The following is a 15,530-nucleotide window of genomic DNA, read 5'->3' as shown; positions in this document are numbered from 1 at the left end:
ACGCCATGTCCCTCAGCCTGCGCCACATCGAAATCTTCTGGGCCGTGATGACCTCCGGCAGCGTCACCGGCGCCGCCGACCTGTTGCACACCTCGCAACCCACCGTCAGCCGCGAGCTGGCGCGGCTGGAAACGCTGACCGGCCTGACCCTGTTCGACCGCGTTCGCGGCCGGCTGCAGCCGACGGCGCAGGCACTGATGCTGTTCGAGGAAGTGCAGCGCTCCTACTTCGGGCTGGAGCGCATCCGCAACACCGCCGCCTCGATCCGCCAGTTCCAGCAGGGCCAGCTCTCCATCGCCTGCCTGCCGGCGTTCTCGCAATCGCTGTTGCCCGAGGTGTGCCGGCGCTTCCTCGCGGTCTACCCCGAGGTCAGCCTGTCCATCGTGCCGCAGGAGTCGCCGCTGCTGGAAGAATGGCTGTCGGCGCAGCGCCACGACCTGGGCCTGACCGAGCACGGCACCGCCCCGGCCGGCACCCGCATCGCCCCGCTGATGCGCGCCGACGAGGTGTGCGTACTGCCGGACGGCCATCCCCTGCTGGCCAGGACGGCGCTCGCTCCGGCCGACCTGGCGGGCCAGAACTTCATCAGTCTCTCCGCCACCGACCCCTACCGCCAGCAGCTCGACAGCCTGTTCGGCCAGGCCGGCATCGGGCGCCGCCTGGTGGTGGAGACGCACAGCGCCGCCTCGGTGTGCGCCATGGTGCGCGCCGGGCTCGGCGTGGCCGTGGTCAACCCGCTCACCGCGCTCGACTACGCCGGACATGGCCTCGCCATGCGCCGCTTCACGGTCTCGATTCCGTTCACCGTCAGCGTGGTACGCCCGGAGCACCGCCCCTCCTCGCAGTTGGCCGAACACTTCGTCGAAGCACTGCAACAGCAGGCGGCGGAACTCACTTCGCGGCTGGAGGCGGCGCTGGATCGAGCATGAAAAAACCCGGCCAAGGGCCGGGTAGGTCATTGGGAAGATGGCGAACAAGGACCGTTACGGCTGCGCCGCGCCGAGTTGGAAGAAGCGGCCGCTATTGACGAGATCGCGGATGCGCGCCGGATCGGTCTCGCCGTTGATGTTGGTGATCACCAGCTTGCCGTAGCCCTGGCGCAGATCGTTGCGGAAGTCATAGAAGGCGCCGATCACCGATAGCTTGCCCGACTCCACCTCGCCCGCGAACTTCAGCAGCGCGGTGTCCACCTGGTTGTTGACGTTGAGCAGCACGCCGTCGGTGACGTCGATCCCTTTGGGAATGTTGATGGTGGCGAGTTCCTTGGCTATGGCCGGCTCGATGCCGGAATAGTCGCCGGAGGCCGCCTTCACCGCACCGCATACGGCATGGCCGACGATCAGCAGCAGCGGCGTGTGCAGATGGCGCACGCCGTACTCCACCGATCCCTCTGCGGTGGCGAGCTGGTTGCCGATGTCGCGCACCATGAACAGGTCGTTGACGGCGTCGGCGGCGAAGCCGGCGGTCTGCACCCGCGAATCAGAGCAGGTAATCACCGTGGCGCGCGGCGTCTGCTTGTCGGCAAAGCGCTCGAAGTAGCCCGGCGCGTGCGTCCGCATGTAGCGCAGGTTGGCGTTGACGATGGCGTCGACCGCTCCCTTCACCTGGGCCAGCTCGGAACCGTGGCTATGTTCGTCGGCGTGGACGGATACCGGCGCGGCCTGGGGAGCGATGGAGGGCGATTCGGCGGCCTGGGTCGTGCCAATCAGCAGCGCCAGGCCGCCAGCCAGCAGGCGGGCCGTCAGCGAAACGGTTCGAGTCATGAAGCGGGCTTCCTTGTTCAGCGTTTTGTCATGCCGAACTGTAGCGACCCGCCGCGTGGCGAATCAAGCCTGCGTGGTTTGGGCGCTCGCCCCCGGCTTGCGCTGGCTGATCAGCACCCCGCCGAACACCAGCAGGCAGGCGAGCTGCTGCTGAGCCGACAGCGTCTCCCCCAGGATGATCCAGGCCAGCAGCACCGTGAACACCGGGATCAGGTTGACGAAGGCCCCCGCCATCGCCACCGGCACCCGGCTCACCGACCAGGTATAGAGCCCGTAGGCGCCGAGCGTGATCCCCGCCCCCAGGTACAGCACCCACAGGCTCGGCCACAGTGGCAAGGTCTGCGGCAGCGTTACCCACGGCATGAACAGCAGCGCGCCGAACCACAGCATGCCGAGCACGGTCTGCGCCGCGGTGATCACCAGCGCCGAGTAGCGTACCGACAGCTTCTTGGCGATCAGGATGTAACCGGTGGCGCACACCATCGCCAGGAACTCCAGCGCGTTGCCGAGCAGGGGATTCGGTGCGTCGGCGCTCTGCTCGCCGGTCAGCGTCAGCCACAACACACCGGCGAACGATACCGCAATGCCCAGCCAGACCGTGCGCCCCAGCCGTTCCTTGAGAAACAGTAAGGCGCCCAGCGAGGTCAACAGCGGCAGCGTGGCGGTGATCACCCCGGCCTGCGAGGCACTGGTATACACCAGCGCGCGCGCCTCGAGCAGGAAGTACAGGCAGGGTTCGGCCAGCGCCAGCGCGGCAAGCCATTTCCAGTCGCCTTGCTGATAACGCCGTCGTACGCCGGGACGCAGCATCAGCGGCAGCAGGCAAAGCGTGGCGATCACCATGCGGGCAAACAGCACCACCATCGGGTCGAATACCGAAAACACGTATTTCAGCGCGATGAACGAGCTTGCCCACAACAGCATGGCGAGCGACAGGGCCAGGTACGGCAGCATGACGGTCCTTGAAGAATGACAAAAGCGGCCACCAGGCTGAGGTGGCCGAGTTGAATAGACAAGTGTATTGTCGCAAAGACGGCTGGCGATTGTCGAACGTAGACGGAATACCCGCTGCCCTGTCGCGGACGGCGGCGGCAAGCGCGGCTCGAGCAGGGCACACCGGCGATGCCTACCGGAAGGCCGCAGCGAAACCGGTGCGACAGAAGAAATCGGTCGCTGGCCGGCCCTGATCGCACAGGGAACAGCCCGGAACAGGATGCCCTCACTGTTCAGAAAACAGCCATGCACAAAGCATAGACAGCCGTTAAACTAGTAAAAATAGCGGTAACAGCAACACATTGTTCTGACATGAAAACAACCTCGCACATCCCCTCCCCGGACGCCCTGCTCGCCTTCGACGCCCTGGCGCGCCTCGGCAGCTTCACCGCGGCGGCCGAGGCCATCGGCTGCGCCAAGAGCCGGATCAGCCAACTGGTAAAGGATCTGGAGCACGATCTGGGGACGGTGCTGGTGCTGCGCAACACCCGCCGCGTGGCGCTGACCGAGGCCGGGCGCCGCCTGGCCTGCCACGCCGCGCAGCTACGCAGCATGCTCGACAAGGTGCGGCCGGACATCGAGGAAGCCCAGGGCGCCATCGGCGGTCCACTCCGCGTGAGCTCGACCATGTCGTTCGCGCAGTACCTGCTGGCGCCGCTCTTGGGCGAGCTGGCCGAGCTCCACCCCGCGCTGGAAATGGAGCTGGTGGCCGAGAACCGACTGCAGGACCCGGTGGAGGCCGGCCTCGACTTCTGCCTGCGCACCCGCGCGGTGCACGACGACCGGCTGGTGGCCAAATCGATCGGTTTGGTCTGGGAAGAGCTGTACGCCGCGCCAGCCTATCTGGAGCGGGCCGGCATGCCGCAGACGCCGGATGACTTGCTCAAGCACCAGCTGCTGCACAACAGCTACAACGAAACCGGCCTCAACTGGCGGCTGGAAAAGGACGGCCAGTTCGTTTCGCTCGCCATCCGGCCGACGCTGCTGTGCGACCAGTACGCTGTGATCGCCAACGCCGCCTGTGCCGGCGTGGGCATCGGCCTGTTGCCGCAGTACGTGGTCAGCCCGCAGCTCGCGCGCGGCGAGCTGGTCCCGGTGCTGCCCGGTTGGCGCTCTTCCGGCTGGCCGGTGTTCCTGGTCTACCCCTACCGCCACCCGATGCCGAAGAAATACGAAGCCTTCCTACAGCTGGTGGTGCCGCGCCTGCGCACCATTCTCGGCGACAGCTGAGCCGCCGGCCGCCTCACCCGGGCCTCAGTCCTCGACGCGGAACCCGACCTTGATCGTGACCTGCCAGTGGGCGATGGCACCGTCGACGACATGGCCACGCGTTTCCAGCACCTCGAACCAGTCGATATGCTTGAGCGTGGCGCCGGCCTTGGCGATGGCGGTGCGAATGGCATCATCGCAGCCCTCGGAGGAGGAACCGACCAGTTCCACCATCTTGTAGACATGCTTGCTCATGTTGTTCTCCCTAGGTGATACGAAAGATCCCGTCCTGGCGGGTACAACTTCAGCATAGTGCCCGGCACGGCAACTGCCCGACGAATCGCCCCCTCCTCCAAACCGTCGACGGCACCGCACGGCAATAAAAAAGCCGCCCCGGTCAGGGGGCGGCTTTGAAGCCAGCGTGATGATCGACGCTCAGCGCTTGTGAGCGATCAAGCGTTCAGTTCCTTGGCCAGGTAAATCCAGGTCTCGACCACGGTGTCCGGGTTCAGCGAGATGGTCTCGATGCCCTCTTCCACCAGCCACTTGGCGAAGTCCGGATGATCGGACGGGCCCTGGCCGCAGATGCCGACGTACTTGTTCAGCTTGCGGCAAGCCTGGATCGCCATGTGCAGCATGGCCTTCACGGCGTCGTTGCGCTCGTCGAAGGTCGAGGCGATCGGGCCGCCGGAGTCGCGGTCCACGCCCAGGGTGAGCTGGGTCATGTCGTTGGAGCCGATGGAGAAGCCGTCGAAGTGCTCCAGGAAGCGCTCGGCCAGTACCGCGTTGGTCGGCAGTTCGCACATCATGATCAGGCGCAGGCCGTTGTCGCCACGCTTCAGGCCGTTGGCGGCCAGGATCTCGATCACTTTTTCGGCTTCGGCCAGGGTGCGCACGAACGGGATCATCACTTCCACGTTGGTGAGGCCCATCACGTCGCGCACTTTCTTGATGGCGCGGCATTCCAGCTCGAAGCAGTCGCGGAACGATTCGGCCACATAGCGCGCGGCACCACGGAAGCCCAGCATCGGGTTCTCTTCGTGCGGCTCGTACATCTGGCCGCCGATCAGGTTGGCGTACTCGTTCGACTTGAAGTCGGACATGCGCACGATGACCTTTTTCGGGTAGAACGCGGCCGCCAGCGTCGACACGCCTTCGGCGATCTTGTCGACGTAGAAGTCGACCGGGCTCTTGTAGCCGGCGATGCGGTCGGTGATGGTGGCTTTCAGCTCGGCCGGCAGCGTGTCGAACTCGAGCAGCGCTTTCGGGTGGATGCCGATCTGGCGGTTGATCACGAACTCCATGCGCGCCAGGCCCACACCTTCGTTCGGCAGCTGCGCGAAGTCGAAGGCCAGTTCCGGGTTGCCGACGTTCATCATGATCTTGACCGGGGATTCCGGCATCTTGTCCAGTTCCAGGTCGATGATCTCGACTTCGAGCAGGCCATCATAGATGTTGCCGGTGTCGCCTTCGGCGCAGGACACGGTCACCTGCATGCCGTCACGCAGCACGTCGGTGGCATCGCCACAGCCGACCACGGCCGGAATGCCCAGTTCGCGCGCGATGATCGCGGCGTGGCAGGTACGACCGCCACGGTTGGTCACGATGGCGGCGGCGCGCTTCATCACCGGTTCCCAATCCGGGTCGGTCATGTCGGTCACCAGCACGTCGCCGGCCTTGACGGTGTCCATCTCGGACGCGTCCTTGATCAGGCGCACGGTGCCCTGGCCGATCTTCTGGCCAATGGCGCGGCCTTCGCACAGCACGGTGGACTTGGTCTTCAGGCGGAAGCGGCGCAGGGTGTCCTTGCGGTCTTCCTGCGACTTCACGGTTTCCGGACGGGCCTGCAGGATGTACAGCTTGCCGTCGGTGCCGTCACGGCCCCACTCGATATCCATCGGGCGGCCGTAGTGCTTCTCGATGATCAGCGCGTACTGGGCCAGCTCTTCCACTTCGGCGTCGCTGATGGAGAACTGCTTGCACAGCGCCGGTTCGACGTTGACGGTCTTGACCGAACGGCCGGCTTGCGAGGCGTCGGTGAACTCCATCTTGATCAGCTTGGAGCCCAGCGTCTTGCGCAGGATGGCCGGACGGCCAGCCTTCAGGGTCGGCTTGTGAACGTAGAATTCGTCCGGGTTCACGGCGCCTTGCACCACGGTCTCGCCGAGGCCGTAGGAAGCGGTGATGAACACCACGTCTTCGAAACCGGATTCGGTATCGATGGTGAACATCACGCCGGCGGCGCCGGAGTCGGAACGCACCATGCGCTGCACGCCGGCCGACAGAGCCACTACGTCATGGGCGAAGCCCTTGTGCACGCGGTAGGAGATGGCGCGGTCGTTGTACAGGGAAGCGAAGACGTGCTTCATGGCTTCCTTGACGTTGTCCAGGCCACGGATGTTCAGGAAGGTTTCCTGTTGACCGGCGAACGAGGCGTCCGGCAGGTCTTCCGCGGTGGCGGAGGAGCGCACGGCTACCGAGATGTCGGCGCCGCCGGAATCGGCCACCATCTTGTCCCAGGCTTCCTTGATGTCGGCATCAAGCTTGGCAGGGAACGGGGTATCGATAATCCACTGGCGGATTTCCTTGCCGACGCGGGCCAGTTCGGTCACGTCGTCGATATCCAGCTTGGCCAGCGCGGCGCTGATGCGCTCGGCCAGGCCGTTGTGCTGCAGGAAATCACGATAGGCATCCGCCGTCGTGGCGAAACCGCCGGGTACACGGACACCCGAGTTAGCCAGCTGACTGATCATTTCGCCCAGGGAGGCATTCTTGCCACCTACCTGTTCAACGTCGGTCATGCGCAGCTTCTCGAACCAGATGACGTAGTTCTCTGCCATCACTTCACTTCCTGTATTGGATTGGAGACGATAGAAAGCCGCATTCTAGCCGATTAACGCCCGGCTTGCGTAGCGTCTTTTGCATTGCACAAGGTAAGGATTTGCCCTTAATCAAGGACTTCCATCCCGCCGTTCTGGCACCATCGCACCCGCCCGGCGGGAAAAAGCCTTTTGTCATGTAGTGTTAACACTACTGTAAAGCCAAACGGGGCGGGAGATTCGCCCCCTTGCCGCCGGGCTGCGCGGTGAGAACGCTGACGGCGGCGGCGGGACGGGTATAATCGCCCCACGACTCTCCGCCATTTTTTTCGACAGGTGCATTCATGCCACACCTCCGCTCCGCCATTTTCGTTTCCGACCGCACCGGCATCACCGCCGAGGCCCTGGGCAACACCTTGCTGACGCAGTTTGACACCATCGAATTCAAGCGCGAGACCATCCCCTTCGTCGACACGGTGGAAAAGGCACAGGAAGTGGCCGAGATGATCCGCCAGCGTACCGCCGACGATCACCAGAAGCCGGTGGTGTTCACCAGCATCGTCAACGCCGAGGTGCGCCAGGCGCTGCGCGTCGACCATGCGCTGGTGATCGACTTCTTCGAGGCCTTCATCGGCGAACTGGAGGCGGAACTGCACCAGAAGGCTACGCTGTCGGTGGGCAAGGCTCACGGCATGATGAACGAGTCGCAGTACGATCACCGTATCGAGGCGGTGAACTACTCGCTCAACCACGACGACGGGGTGAAGCTGAAAGACCTGCACGAGGCCGACGTGATCCTGGTCGGCGTGTCGCGCTCGGGCAAGACCCCGACCTGCCTCTATCTCGCGCTGCAGTACGGCATCAAGGCGGCCAACTACCCGTTGACCCCGGAAGACCTGGGCAGCCCGACGCTGCCCAAAATGCTGCTGCCGTTCCGCCAGAAGATCTTCGGCCTGACCATCGACCCGGCGCGCCTGCACCACATCCGCTCCGAGCGCCGCCCCGACTCCAAGTACGCCAGCATCGAGAACTGCCGCTCCGAGGTGAACGAGGCGGAATCGATGTTCCGTCACCACGCCATCCCGTTCATCAGCACCACGCACAAGTCGATCGAGGAGATCGCCTCGACCATCATGCACAAGGCCACCCTGACGCGGCGGTTCTAGAGCCTGTCCATCAGGCGGCTGCGCCTTCGCATCTCGAATGCCGGCGGACTGCGTGCCAATCTATCGCTGAACCAATCGAAGATTGGCACGCAGCGATTTGCTCCGCGCTGCGGAATCCTCATGTACTTCATCTACATTCCGGTTCCAGCCCCCCGCCGACATTCAACCTGCTTTGGCCCGCTCACCGATTGAAAAGGCCCTTGATACATCCGACTTGACTCCGCCGCCGAGTGCATGGTTTGATGAAAAACATGAATACCTCGTTCGCAATCGCTTTCTCGTTTGGTTGGTGGCGCCTGTCCTAGGCGGCACCGCGGTTGCGTACACCCGAAAACCCCGGAGCTGCCAGCAGGCGCTCCGGGGTTTTCGTTTTCCACCCCCTCCTTGCTGGCAGTCTCCCTGAACCCTAGTGGAGCACAGCATGAATCTCGACAGCATCAGCCCGAACGACGTCATCCTCACCGGCGACCGCACTACCGGCCCGCTGCACCTGGGCCATTACGTCGGCTCGCTGCGTAACCGCGTCCTGCTGCAGGAGCATTGCACCCAGTTCCTGCTGCTGGCCGACGCCCAGGCGCTGACCGACAACATGGGCAACTACCTCAAGGTGCGCGACAACGTGCTGCAGGTGGCGCTCGACTACCTCGCCGTCGGCATCGACCCCGCCAAGAGCACCATCTTCATCCAGAGCCTGGTGCCGGAGCTGTCCGAACTGGCGTCCTACTACCTCAACCTGGTGACGGTGGCGCGGCTGGAACGCAACCCGACCATCAAGGACGAGATCAAGCAGCGCGGCTTCGAGCGCGACATCCCGGCCGGCTTCCTGACCTACCCGGCGGCGCAGGCCGCCGACATCACCGCCTTCAAGGCCACCGTGGTGCCGGTGGGCGCCGACCAGGTGCCGATGATCGAACAGACCAACGAGATCGTGCGCCGCTTCAACGCCAGCGTCGGCCAGGAGCTGCTGGTGGAGACGCGCGCCGTGGTGCCGGAGCATGGCGCACGGCTGCCGGGCATCGACGGCAAGGCGAAGATGTCGAAGTCGCTCGGCAACGCGCTGGCGCTGTCGGCGAGCCCGGACGAGATCCGCCAGGCGGTGAAGATGATGTACACCGACCCCAACCACCTGCGTGTCGATGATCCGGGCCAGATCGAGGGCAACGTGGTGTTCAGCTATCTCGACGCCTTCGACGACGACGCCGCGGCCGTGGCCGAGCTGAAGGCGCACTATCGCCGCGGCGGACTCGGTGACTCGGTGCTCAAGGCGCGGCTGGAAGACAAGCTGCAGGCGCTGCTGGAGCCGATCCGCCGGCGCCGCGAGGAATACGCCCGCGATCCGGCGGCGGTGCTCGCCCTGCTGAAGGAAGGCACCGGCAAGGCGCGCGAGGTGGCGGCCGTGACGCTCGCCGAGGTCAAGGGGGCGATGGGGTTGAATTACTACTGATTCGGGACACCCGCACAATCAATAACTGAGGAAAGGAAACCTCCATGATCCGCATCGCTCTGGTCGGCGATTTCGACACCACCGTCCCGGCCCATCAGGCCATCCCCCCTGCCCTGCAGCTGGCTGCAGAGGCGCTGGACACGAAGGTCGAGGCGACGTGGCTGGGCACGGAGGGTATTCACAGCCCAGACGACTTGCACGGTTTCCACGGTATCTGGTGCGTGCCGGCCAGCCCCTACCGCAGCATGGACGGGGCGCTGCGGGCCATTCGCCATGCGCGGGAGAATGGCGTGCCCTTCCTCGGCACCTGCGGCGGGTTCCAGCATGCAGTGATCGAGTACGCACGCCATGTACTTGGCTGGCACGACGCCGAGCACGCCGAGACGGCACCGCAGGCCGAGCGCGCGGTCATCGCGCCGCTCGCCTGCGCGCTGGTGGAAACGCGGGCCGAGGTGCGCTTCGTGCCCGGGACACGCTTGTCCGAGGTTTACGGCGAGCCCTCCAGCATCGAAGGCTACCGCTGCCGCTTCGGCCTGAATCCGCGTTTTGCCGAGGAACTGATGCGCGGCCCGCTGCGCCTGGCCGCGCGCGATGAAGATGGCGAGGTGCGGGCAGTGGAACTGGATGGCCATCCATTCTTCGTCGCCACGCTGTTCCAGCCGGAACGCGCCGCGCTTCAAGGCCACTGCCCGCCTCTGGCCAAGGCTTTCGTACAGGCCGCTACAGGCCAACGTTGAAGAGAGACACCATGGATTTCATCTACCAATGCCAGAACCTGGACGAGGTGCGCGAGCAGATCGACCGCATCGACCAGGCGCTGGTGGCGTTGCTCGCCGAGCGCGGACTGTACGTGCAGCAGGCGGCGGGCTTCAAGCACAGCACGGCCGAGGTCGAGGGCGGCAAGCGTGTCGATCAGGTGATACGCCGCGTGACGCGGCTGGCGGGCGAGTTGGGCGCCGACCCGGAACTCACCGCGGCGGTGTACCGCACCATGATCGGGCACTTCGTCACGAGCGAGATGAAGCTGTACCAGGCGCGACAGACGCCGCAGTGAGGCCCCCAAACGCTTCGGCCAAGCGGGAAGGTTGGCCGAAGCGTTTCAGGGAAGAGGATCAGGCCAGCGGCACGCTGACCTTCAGCCCGTCGTAGCCCACTTCCACCCCCGGCGGGCACTCCGCCGACAGCGCGTGGTATTCGAGGCCGTGCGTCATGTGGATCAGGATGGTGCGGCGGGCGCCGATGCGCTCGGCCCAGCGCAGCGAGTCGGCCACGCACAGGTGCGAGGGGTACGGCTCGCGTCGCAGGCAGTCGAGGAACAGCACCTCGAGGCCCTGCAGCTTCTCCAAGCTGTGCTCGGGGATGTCCGACAGGTCGGTGAGCCAGGCCACGTCGCCGATGCGCCAGCCCAGGCAGGGCCAGTTGCCGTGCATCAGCGGGATCGGCGTCACCGTCACGCCGCCGAACCCGAACGGGCCGCCCACTTCCTCGGTCAGCAGCACCGGCTTGTCCCAAGCCTTGGACGGCGCGTGCAGCGCGTAGTCGAAGCGGGAACGAACGTTGGCCAGCGTGAAGCTGTTGCCGAACAGCGTGATTGCCCCTTTTTTCACGTAGCAGAAGGCGCGCAGATCGTCGATGCCGTTGAGGTGGTCGGCGTGCGGGTGGGTGTAGAGCACCGCGTCGACCCGGGTGATGCCCTCGCGCAGCGCCTGGTGACGCAAGTCCGGCCCGGTGTCGATCAGGAAAGCGGTATCGCCGACACGCAGGTAGGCGCTGGCGCGGCTGCGCCGGTTCCTCAGGTCCGGCGAGGTGCAGGTGGGGCAATCACAGCCGATGGCCGGGGTTCCGGAGCTGGACCCGCAGCCAAGGACGGTCAGTTCGACACTCGACACGACTACTCGCTTTCATTCCAGTACCACCTAGAAACGACAACAGCGGCGGCGGCGCTCTTTTGCCTGCGCCTCAGCTTTGTTGAACCCCGTCCTGCCGGGCTGCGTTGTCTCGTTTCGACGGTTTCCTGGAATCACTGGTCAAAGGGTTGGCCGAAGGCCGGGGCCGGTCAGGCGCCGGGTCACGGCCGCGGAATCTTGGCGAACAGGCGGAAGAAGTTGTCGGTGGTGGCTTGGGCCACCGCCTCGAAGCTCAGCCCGCGCAGTTCGGCGATATGTTCTGCGACATGCTTCACGTACGCCGGTTCATTGGTCTTGCCGCGAAACGGCACCGGCGCGAGGTAGGGCGAATCGGTTTCCACCAGCAAGCGGTCGAGCGGCACCTTCTGCGCCACCTCCTTCACCTGCAGCGCGTTCTTGAAGGTGACGATGCCGGACAGCGAGATGTAGAAGCCCAGGTCGAGCGCAGCTTGCGCCACCTCCCAGCTCTCGGTGAAGCAGTGCATCACCCCGCCCGCCTCGCCAGCGTTCTCCTCGCGCATCAGCTTCACGGTGTCGGCGGCCGATTCGCGGGTGTGGATCACCAGCGGCAGGCCGACGCGGCGCGCGGCGCGGATGTGGGTGCGGAAGCGCTCGTGCTGCCAGGTGAGGTCGCCCTGGCACCAGTGGTAGTCGAGCCCGGTCTCGCCGATGCCGACCACCTTGGGGTGGGCGGCATGCGCGACCAGTTCGTCCTCGCTGTACTCCTCGGCGTCCGGGTCGTCCGGGTGCACGCCGACGGTGGCGTACAGGTTGTCGTGCGCCTCGGCCAGCGCCAGCACCTCGGGGTATTTCGGGCGACTGACGCCGATCACCAGGGCATGGCTGACGCCGTTGTGGCGCATGTTGGCCAGCACTTCGGGCAGGCGCGCGGCGAGGTCCGGAAAATTGATGTGGCAGTGCGAATCGACAAGCATGGTTGCATCCTGCGCGCCCGCCGGGCGGGCGCTTATGTTCTCTCGGCGGCATGGGCCGCTTCGAACCTGTTCACGATCTGTCGCGAGCGGCCTTCAGCAGGGTGAAGAGCCGCGCATGAGCCCCGATCAGGGACGCGCAGCAAGATCGGGAACAGGTTCTTACATGGTATGGGTGGGACGGGTGGAGTTGAGCACACCGCCCAGCAAGGCCTCGATCTTGCTACGCGCCTGGCGCCCCTCGTCGCTGCCGGCGAACTCGACGCCGACGCCCTGGGCCAGGCTGTTGTTGGCGCCGGCCGGAGTGATCCACACCACCTTGCCTTGCACCGCCACCTTCTGCGGGTCGTCCATCAGCGTCAGCAGCAGGAACACCTCCTCGCCCAACGCCAGCGCCTTGCCGGTGGGGATGAAGATGCCGCCGTTGCGCAGGAAGGGCATGTAGGCGGCGTAGAGCGCGCCGCGCTCCTTGATGTGCAGCGACATGACGCCGGGGCGGTTGCCGTCCGGGCGGGTAACGACGTTCTCTTTCTCCAGTTCCATGCGCCGGGCTTTCCTTGCAGTGGTTTCAGCGCGCGGCCGTGCGGGCCGCGAACACGTTCAGATAGTCCATCAACAGCGCTTCGAGCTGCAAGCGTACGTTCAGCGTGTGCTGACCGAACGGGGCCAGCTGAATAAGGCTCTGGTAGCAGCCCATCAGCAAGGCGAGATCGGCACGCTCGGCCAGGGCCTGCAGTGCCGCCTGATGATCGGGATAATAGCGGAGTTGGCCCGCCAGCCTCAAACCGGCCAGATCATGCAGCCACTTCTGCAGCCACTCCAGCGGCAGCGCCAGCGGCAGCTTGTGGCGGTCGATCTGCTCGGCGAGCGCGATGGCGTCGGCCAGCGTCGGCCGCGCCAGGCCGTCGAGGAACTGCTGGCGCAGCTTGGCCAGCGCCGCGTCGTGCTCGAACAGCGGCGTGCCGCCGTGGTGCGCCAGCTCGGTGCGGGCGTTGTCCACCCCGGCGGCGTCCAGCCAGGCCAGTGCCTCCCCTTGCGTCGGCGCCGTCAGCGGAAAAGCGCGGCAGCGGCTCTTGATGGTCGGCAGCAGCCGCTGCGGGGCGTGCGCCACCAACAGGAACAGCACCTCGGCGGGCGGCTCCTCGAGGATCTTCAGGAGCGCGTTGGCCGCCGCCGGGTTGAGCGCCTCGGCCGGCTCCACCAGCACGATGCGCTGTCCGGCACGGTGCGCGGTAAGGTGGGCGAAGTCGATCACCTCGCGCACCGCCTCGATCTTGATCACCGGCAGCTTGCGTGTCGGCTTGCTGCCCTCCTTCGCCTCGTCCTCGTCGTCGCCCAGCGGCGTGAGACGGCGGAAGTCCGGGTGGCTGCCGTGGGCGAACCAGCGGCAGGCCTCGCACTGGCCGCAGGCAGCGTGGTCGGGGCGCGGCGATTCGCACAGCAGCGAGGCTGCCAAGTGCTCGGCGAAGGCCAGCTTGCCGATGCCGCTGGGACCGTTGAACAGCCAGGCGTTGGGCAGGCGCTCGCGTTCGCGGTTGAGACGCTGCCAGTCGGCGGCTTGCCAGGGATAGAGCATCAGCGGCGCTCCCGCACGGCGTCGAGGCGGCGCATGACCTCGGCGCGCACCTGTTCGGGGGAACGGTTGGCGTCGACCACCGCGATACGCGGGTTGGCCGAAGCACGCTGCAGGTAGGCCGCGCGCACGCGGGCGTGGAAATCGGCCGCCTCCTGCTCGAAACGGTCGAGCACACGCTCGCCACCGGCCATGCGCCGGGCGGCGACGTCGAGCGGCACGTCGAACAGCAGCGTCAGGTCCGGCTGCAGCCCCTGCTGCACCCAGTCTTCCAGCGCCTCGATGCGTGCGAACGGCAGTCCGCGCCCGCCGCCCTGGTAGGCGAAGGTGGCGTCGGTGAAGCGGTCGGACACCACCCAGCGGCCGGCGGCCAACGCCGGTTCGATCACGCGCGCGATGTGTTCCTGGCGCGCGGCGAACATCAGCAGCGTCTCGGTCTCCAGCGTCACCTCGGTGTCCACCGCCAGCAAGAGTTCGCGCAGCTTCTCCCCCAGCACCGTGCCGCCGGGCTCGCGCGTGAACACGGCGTCGATGCCCTGTTCGGCCAACCAGTCGCGCACCGCGGCGAGCTGGGTGCTCTTGCCGGCCCCGTCCACGCCTTCCAGCGTGATGAATGTTCCGCGCCGCATCAGGAGCCTTTCTTCAGGATGAATTGGCGCACCGCGCCGTTGTGTTCGTCCAGGGTTTCGGAGAAATGCGTGGTGCCGTCGCCGCGCGCGACGAAGTACAGCGCGCGCGTGTCCGCCGGATGCGCCGCGGCGTCGAGCGCGGCGCGCCCCGGCAGCGCGATCGGCGTCGGCGTCAGGCCGGAGCGGGTGTAGGTGTTGTACGGGGTGTCGCGGCGCAGACCGGCCTTGCCGATGTTGCCCTGGTAGCTGGCCCCCATGCCGTAGATCACCGCCGGGTCGGTCTGCAGGCGCATGCCGATCCTGAGGCGGTTGAGGAACACCGCCGCCACCTGCGTCCGGTCACTCTCGCGCGAGGTTTCCTTCTCCACCAGGCTCGCCATGATCAGCAGCTCGTAAGGCGAGGCGTACGGCAGGTCGGGACGGCGCGCCAGCCAGATGCTCTCCAGCTGCTGCTGCATGGTGCGGTAGGCGCGGCGGTAGACCTCGAGATCGCTCGAGCCCGGGACGTAGAAATAGGTGCTGGGGAAGAACAGGCCTTCCGGATGAGCCTCGCTGGCGCCGATTTCGCGCAGGATCTGCTCGTCGCTCCAGCTGGCGGTGACGTGCTGCAGGTCGGGCTCGCTGGCCAGGGCCTGGCGGAACTGGCGGAAGGTCCAGCCCTCGATCGCCGTCACGCTGGCCTGGTCCGGATTGCCCTGGGCGAAGCGGCGCAGCACTTCCCACATCGCCACCGGGCGGGAAAATTCGTACAGGCCGGCCTTCACCTTGCGATCGGTGCCGCTGATGCGCATCAGCGCCACCATCACCCAGCGGTTGCGGATCATGCCGTCCTGGTCCAGCGCGCGCGCCACCTGGCCCAGCGTGCGGTTGGCGCCGACGGCGATACTATAGGGCGCCTTGGGCAGCGGGACCGGCACGGCCACCACCCAGGCGAGCCACAGCGCGAGCAGTGCCGCCAGGGTGGCCGTCATGCGGAAGAAAAACTTGTGCATCATGTTCAGATCAAGTTGGATGGGCTGGCCGGCGGCGGGTCCGGCTGGTTTGGCGAAGCATCAATCATACCATGCCGCCTCTTGCGCACGTTTCGCCGCGAAC

16 protein-coding genes are annotated in these 15,530 nt (G+C 66.0%); 6 read left to right on the top strand and 10 right to left on the bottom strand.

Going from position 1 to position 15,530, the window contains the following annotated elements; genetic code table 11:
- Positions 1–5: 5 nt before the first annotated feature.
- A complete protein-coding gene (locus NH8B_RS03675; protein WP_014086065.1) occupies positions 6–929 on the top strand; it encodes a LysR family transcriptional regulator in 924 nt (307 codons plus the stop codon).
- A gap of 54 nt (positions 930–983) precedes the next feature.
- Here the strand turns inward: NH8B_RS03675 and NH8B_RS03670 are convergent, their stop codons facing one another.
- Positions 984–1,763 (bottom strand): carbonic anhydrase, encoded by a 780-nt coding sequence (locus tag NH8B_RS03670; protein ID WP_014086064.1) that lies wholly within the window; start codon positions 1,761–1,763, stop codon positions 984–986.
- A 63-nt stretch (positions 1,764–1,826) separates the two neighbouring features.
- On the bottom strand, positions 1,827–2,717 hold the full coding sequence (locus tag NH8B_RS03665; protein WP_014086063.1) for a DMT family transporter: 891 nt from the start codon (positions 2,715–2,717) through the stop codon (positions 1,827–1,829).
- A 351-nt stretch (positions 2,718–3,068) separates the two neighbouring features.
- Between NH8B_RS03665 and NH8B_RS03660 the strand changes: the two genes are divergently transcribed.
- Positions 3,069–3,986, top strand: a complete 918-nt coding sequence (locus NH8B_RS03660; RefSeq protein ID WP_014086062.1) for a LysR family transcriptional regulator — start codon at positions 3,069–3,071, stop codon at positions 3,984–3,986.
- A 24-nt stretch (positions 3,987–4,010) separates the two neighbouring features.
- Here the strand turns inward: NH8B_RS03660 and NH8B_RS03655 are convergent, their stop codons facing one another.
- Both NH8B_RS03655 and ppsA read right to left on the bottom strand, forming a co-directional pair.
- On the bottom strand, positions 4,011–4,220 hold the full coding sequence (locus NH8B_RS03655) for a dodecin (RefSeq protein WP_008953327.1): 210 nt from the start codon (positions 4,218–4,220) through the stop codon (positions 4,011–4,013).
- Between the two features lie 197 nt (positions 4,221–4,417).
- Complete coding sequence (gene ppsA, locus NH8B_RS03650) at positions 4,418–6,805, bottom strand: phosphoenolpyruvate synthase (RefSeq protein ID WP_014086061.1); 2,388 nt, start codon at positions 6,803–6,805, stop codon at positions 4,418–4,420.
- Positions 6,806–7,128: 323 nt separating this feature from the next.
- Between ppsA and NH8B_RS03645 the strand changes: the two genes are divergently transcribed.
- From NH8B_RS03645 to NH8B_RS03630, 4 genes are all read left to right on the top strand, one after another.
- The gene (locus NH8B_RS03645) at positions 7,129–7,950 is read left to right on the top strand and encodes a posphoenolpyruvate synthetase regulatory kinase/phosphorylase PpsR (RefSeq protein ID WP_008953329.1); all 822 of its coding nucleotides are present in this window, start codon (positions 7,129–7,131) and stop codon (positions 7,948–7,950) included.
- Between the two features lie 421 nt (positions 7,951–8,371).
- Positions 8,372–9,394: a tryptophan--tRNA ligase gene (trpS, locus tag NH8B_RS03640; RefSeq protein WP_014086060.1), complete on the top strand. Its 1,023-nt coding sequence runs from the start codon at positions 8,372–8,374 to the stop codon at positions 9,392–9,394.
- Positions 9,395–9,438: 44 nt separating this feature from the next.
- Positions 9,439–10,131: a CTP synthase C-terminal region-related (seleno)protein gene (locus tag NH8B_RS03635; protein WP_014086059.1), complete on the top strand. Its 693-nt coding sequence runs from the start codon at positions 9,439–9,441 to the stop codon at positions 10,129–10,131.
- An 11-nt stretch (positions 10,132–10,142) separates the two neighbouring features.
- Positions 10,143–10,448 (top strand): chorismate mutase, encoded by a 306-nt coding sequence (locus NH8B_RS03630; protein ID WP_014086058.1) that lies wholly within the window; start codon positions 10,143–10,145, stop codon positions 10,446–10,448.
- A gap of 58 nt (positions 10,449–10,506) precedes the next feature.
- On the opposite strand, the gene NH8B_RS03625 is transcribed toward NH8B_RS03630, so the two are convergent.
- The 6 genes from NH8B_RS03625 to mltG form a co-directional block, all read right to left on the bottom strand.
- Positions 10,507–11,283, bottom strand: coding sequence for an MBL fold metallo-hydrolase (locus tag NH8B_RS03625; RefSeq protein WP_014086057.1), 777 nt, complete (start codon positions 11,281–11,283; stop codon positions 10,507–10,509).
- Between the two features lie 179 nt (positions 11,284–11,462).
- A complete protein-coding gene (locus NH8B_RS03620; RefSeq protein WP_014086056.1) occupies positions 11,463–12,236 on the bottom strand; it encodes a TatD family hydrolase in 774 nt (257 codons plus the stop codon).
- A 159-nt stretch (positions 12,237–12,395) separates the two neighbouring features.
- Positions 12,396–12,776, bottom strand: a complete 381-nt coding sequence (locus tag NH8B_RS03615; RefSeq protein ID WP_008953335.1) for a PilZ domain-containing protein — start codon at positions 12,774–12,776, stop codon at positions 12,396–12,398.
- A 25-nt stretch (positions 12,777–12,801) separates the two neighbouring features.
- Positions 12,802–13,809 (bottom strand): DNA polymerase III subunit delta', encoded by a 1,008-nt coding sequence (locus NH8B_RS03610; RefSeq protein ID WP_014086055.1) that lies wholly within the window; start codon positions 13,807–13,809, stop codon positions 12,802–12,804.
- Positions 13,809–14,435 carry a dTMP kinase gene (tmk, locus tag NH8B_RS03605; RefSeq protein ID WP_008953337.1) on the bottom strand — a complete coding sequence of 209 codons (627 nt, stop codon included), beginning with the start codon at positions 14,433–14,435 and terminating at the stop codon, positions 13,809–13,811. The genes NH8B_RS03610 and tmk overlap by 1 nt, the downstream gene beginning before the upstream one ends.
- Positions 14,435–15,430 (bottom strand): endolytic transglycosylase MltG, encoded by a 996-nt coding sequence (mltG, locus tag NH8B_RS03600; protein ID WP_014086054.1) that lies wholly within the window; start codon positions 15,428–15,430, stop codon positions 14,435–14,437. The genes tmk and mltG overlap by 1 nt, the downstream gene beginning before the upstream one ends.
- Positions 15,431–15,530: the final 100 nt, after the last annotated feature.

Origin of the sequence: Pseudogulbenkiania sp. NH8B (assembly GCF_000283535.1) — a bacterium.
GTDB classification, from domain to species: Bacteria; Pseudomonadota; Gammaproteobacteria; order Burkholderiales; family Chromobacteriaceae; genus Pseudogulbenkiania; species Pseudogulbenkiania ferrooxidans.
This window is presented reverse-complemented; position numbering and strand designations above follow the sequence as displayed.

Excerpts from the sequence above, each read along its gene's own strand:
- NH8B_RS03675 (WP_014086065.1), top strand. The coding sequence starts at position 6 with ATGTCCCTCAGCCTGCGCCACATCGAAATCTTCTGGGCCGTGATGACC.
- NH8B_RS03670 (WP_014086064.1), bottom strand. The coding sequence starts at position 1,763 with ATGACTCGAACCGTTTCGCTGACGGCCCGCCTGCTGGCTGGCGGCCTG.
- NH8B_RS03665 (WP_014086063.1), bottom strand. The coding sequence starts at position 2,717 with ATGCTGCCGTACCTGGCCCTGTCGCTCGCCATGCTGTTGTGGGCAAGC.
- NH8B_RS03660 (WP_014086062.1), top strand. The coding sequence starts at position 3,069 with ATGAAAACAACCTCGCACATCCCCTCCCCGGACGCCCTGCTCGCCTTC.
- NH8B_RS03655 (WP_008953327.1), bottom strand. The coding sequence starts at position 4,220 with ATGAGCAAGCATGTCTACAAGATGGTGGAACTGGTCGGTTCCTCCTCC.
- ppsA (WP_014086061.1), bottom strand. The coding sequence starts at position 6,805 with ATGGCAGAGAACTACGTCATCTGGTTCGAGAAGCTGCGCATGACCGAC.
- NH8B_RS03645 (WP_008953329.1), top strand. The coding sequence starts at position 7,129 with ATGCCACACCTCCGCTCCGCCATTTTCGTTTCCGACCGCACCGGCATC.
- trpS (WP_014086060.1), top strand. The coding sequence starts at position 8,372 with ATGAATCTCGACAGCATCAGCCCGAACGACGTCATCCTCACCGGCGAC.
- NH8B_RS03635 (WP_014086059.1), top strand. The coding sequence starts at position 9,439 with ATGATCCGCATCGCTCTGGTCGGCGATTTCGACACCACCGTCCCGGCC.
- NH8B_RS03630 (WP_014086058.1), top strand. The coding sequence starts at position 10,143 with ATGGATTTCATCTACCAATGCCAGAACCTGGACGAGGTGCGCGAGCAG.
- NH8B_RS03620 (WP_014086056.1), bottom strand. The coding sequence starts at position 12,236 with ATGCTTGTCGATTCGCACTGCCACATCAATTTTCCGGACCTCGCCGCG.
- NH8B_RS03615 (WP_008953335.1), bottom strand. The coding sequence starts at position 12,776 with ATGGAACTGGAGAAAGAGAACGTCGTTACCCGCCCGGACGGCAACCGC.
- NH8B_RS03610 (WP_014086055.1), bottom strand. The coding sequence starts at position 13,809 with ATGCTCTATCCCTGGCAAGCCGCCGACTGGCAGCGTCTCAACCGCGAA.
- tmk (WP_008953337.1), bottom strand. The coding sequence starts at position 14,435 with ATGCGGCGCGGAACATTCATCACGCTGGAAGGCGTGGACGGGGCCGGC.
- mltG (WP_014086054.1), bottom strand. The coding sequence starts at position 15,430 with ATGATGCACAAGTTTTTCTTCCGCATGACGGCCACCCTGGCGGCACTG.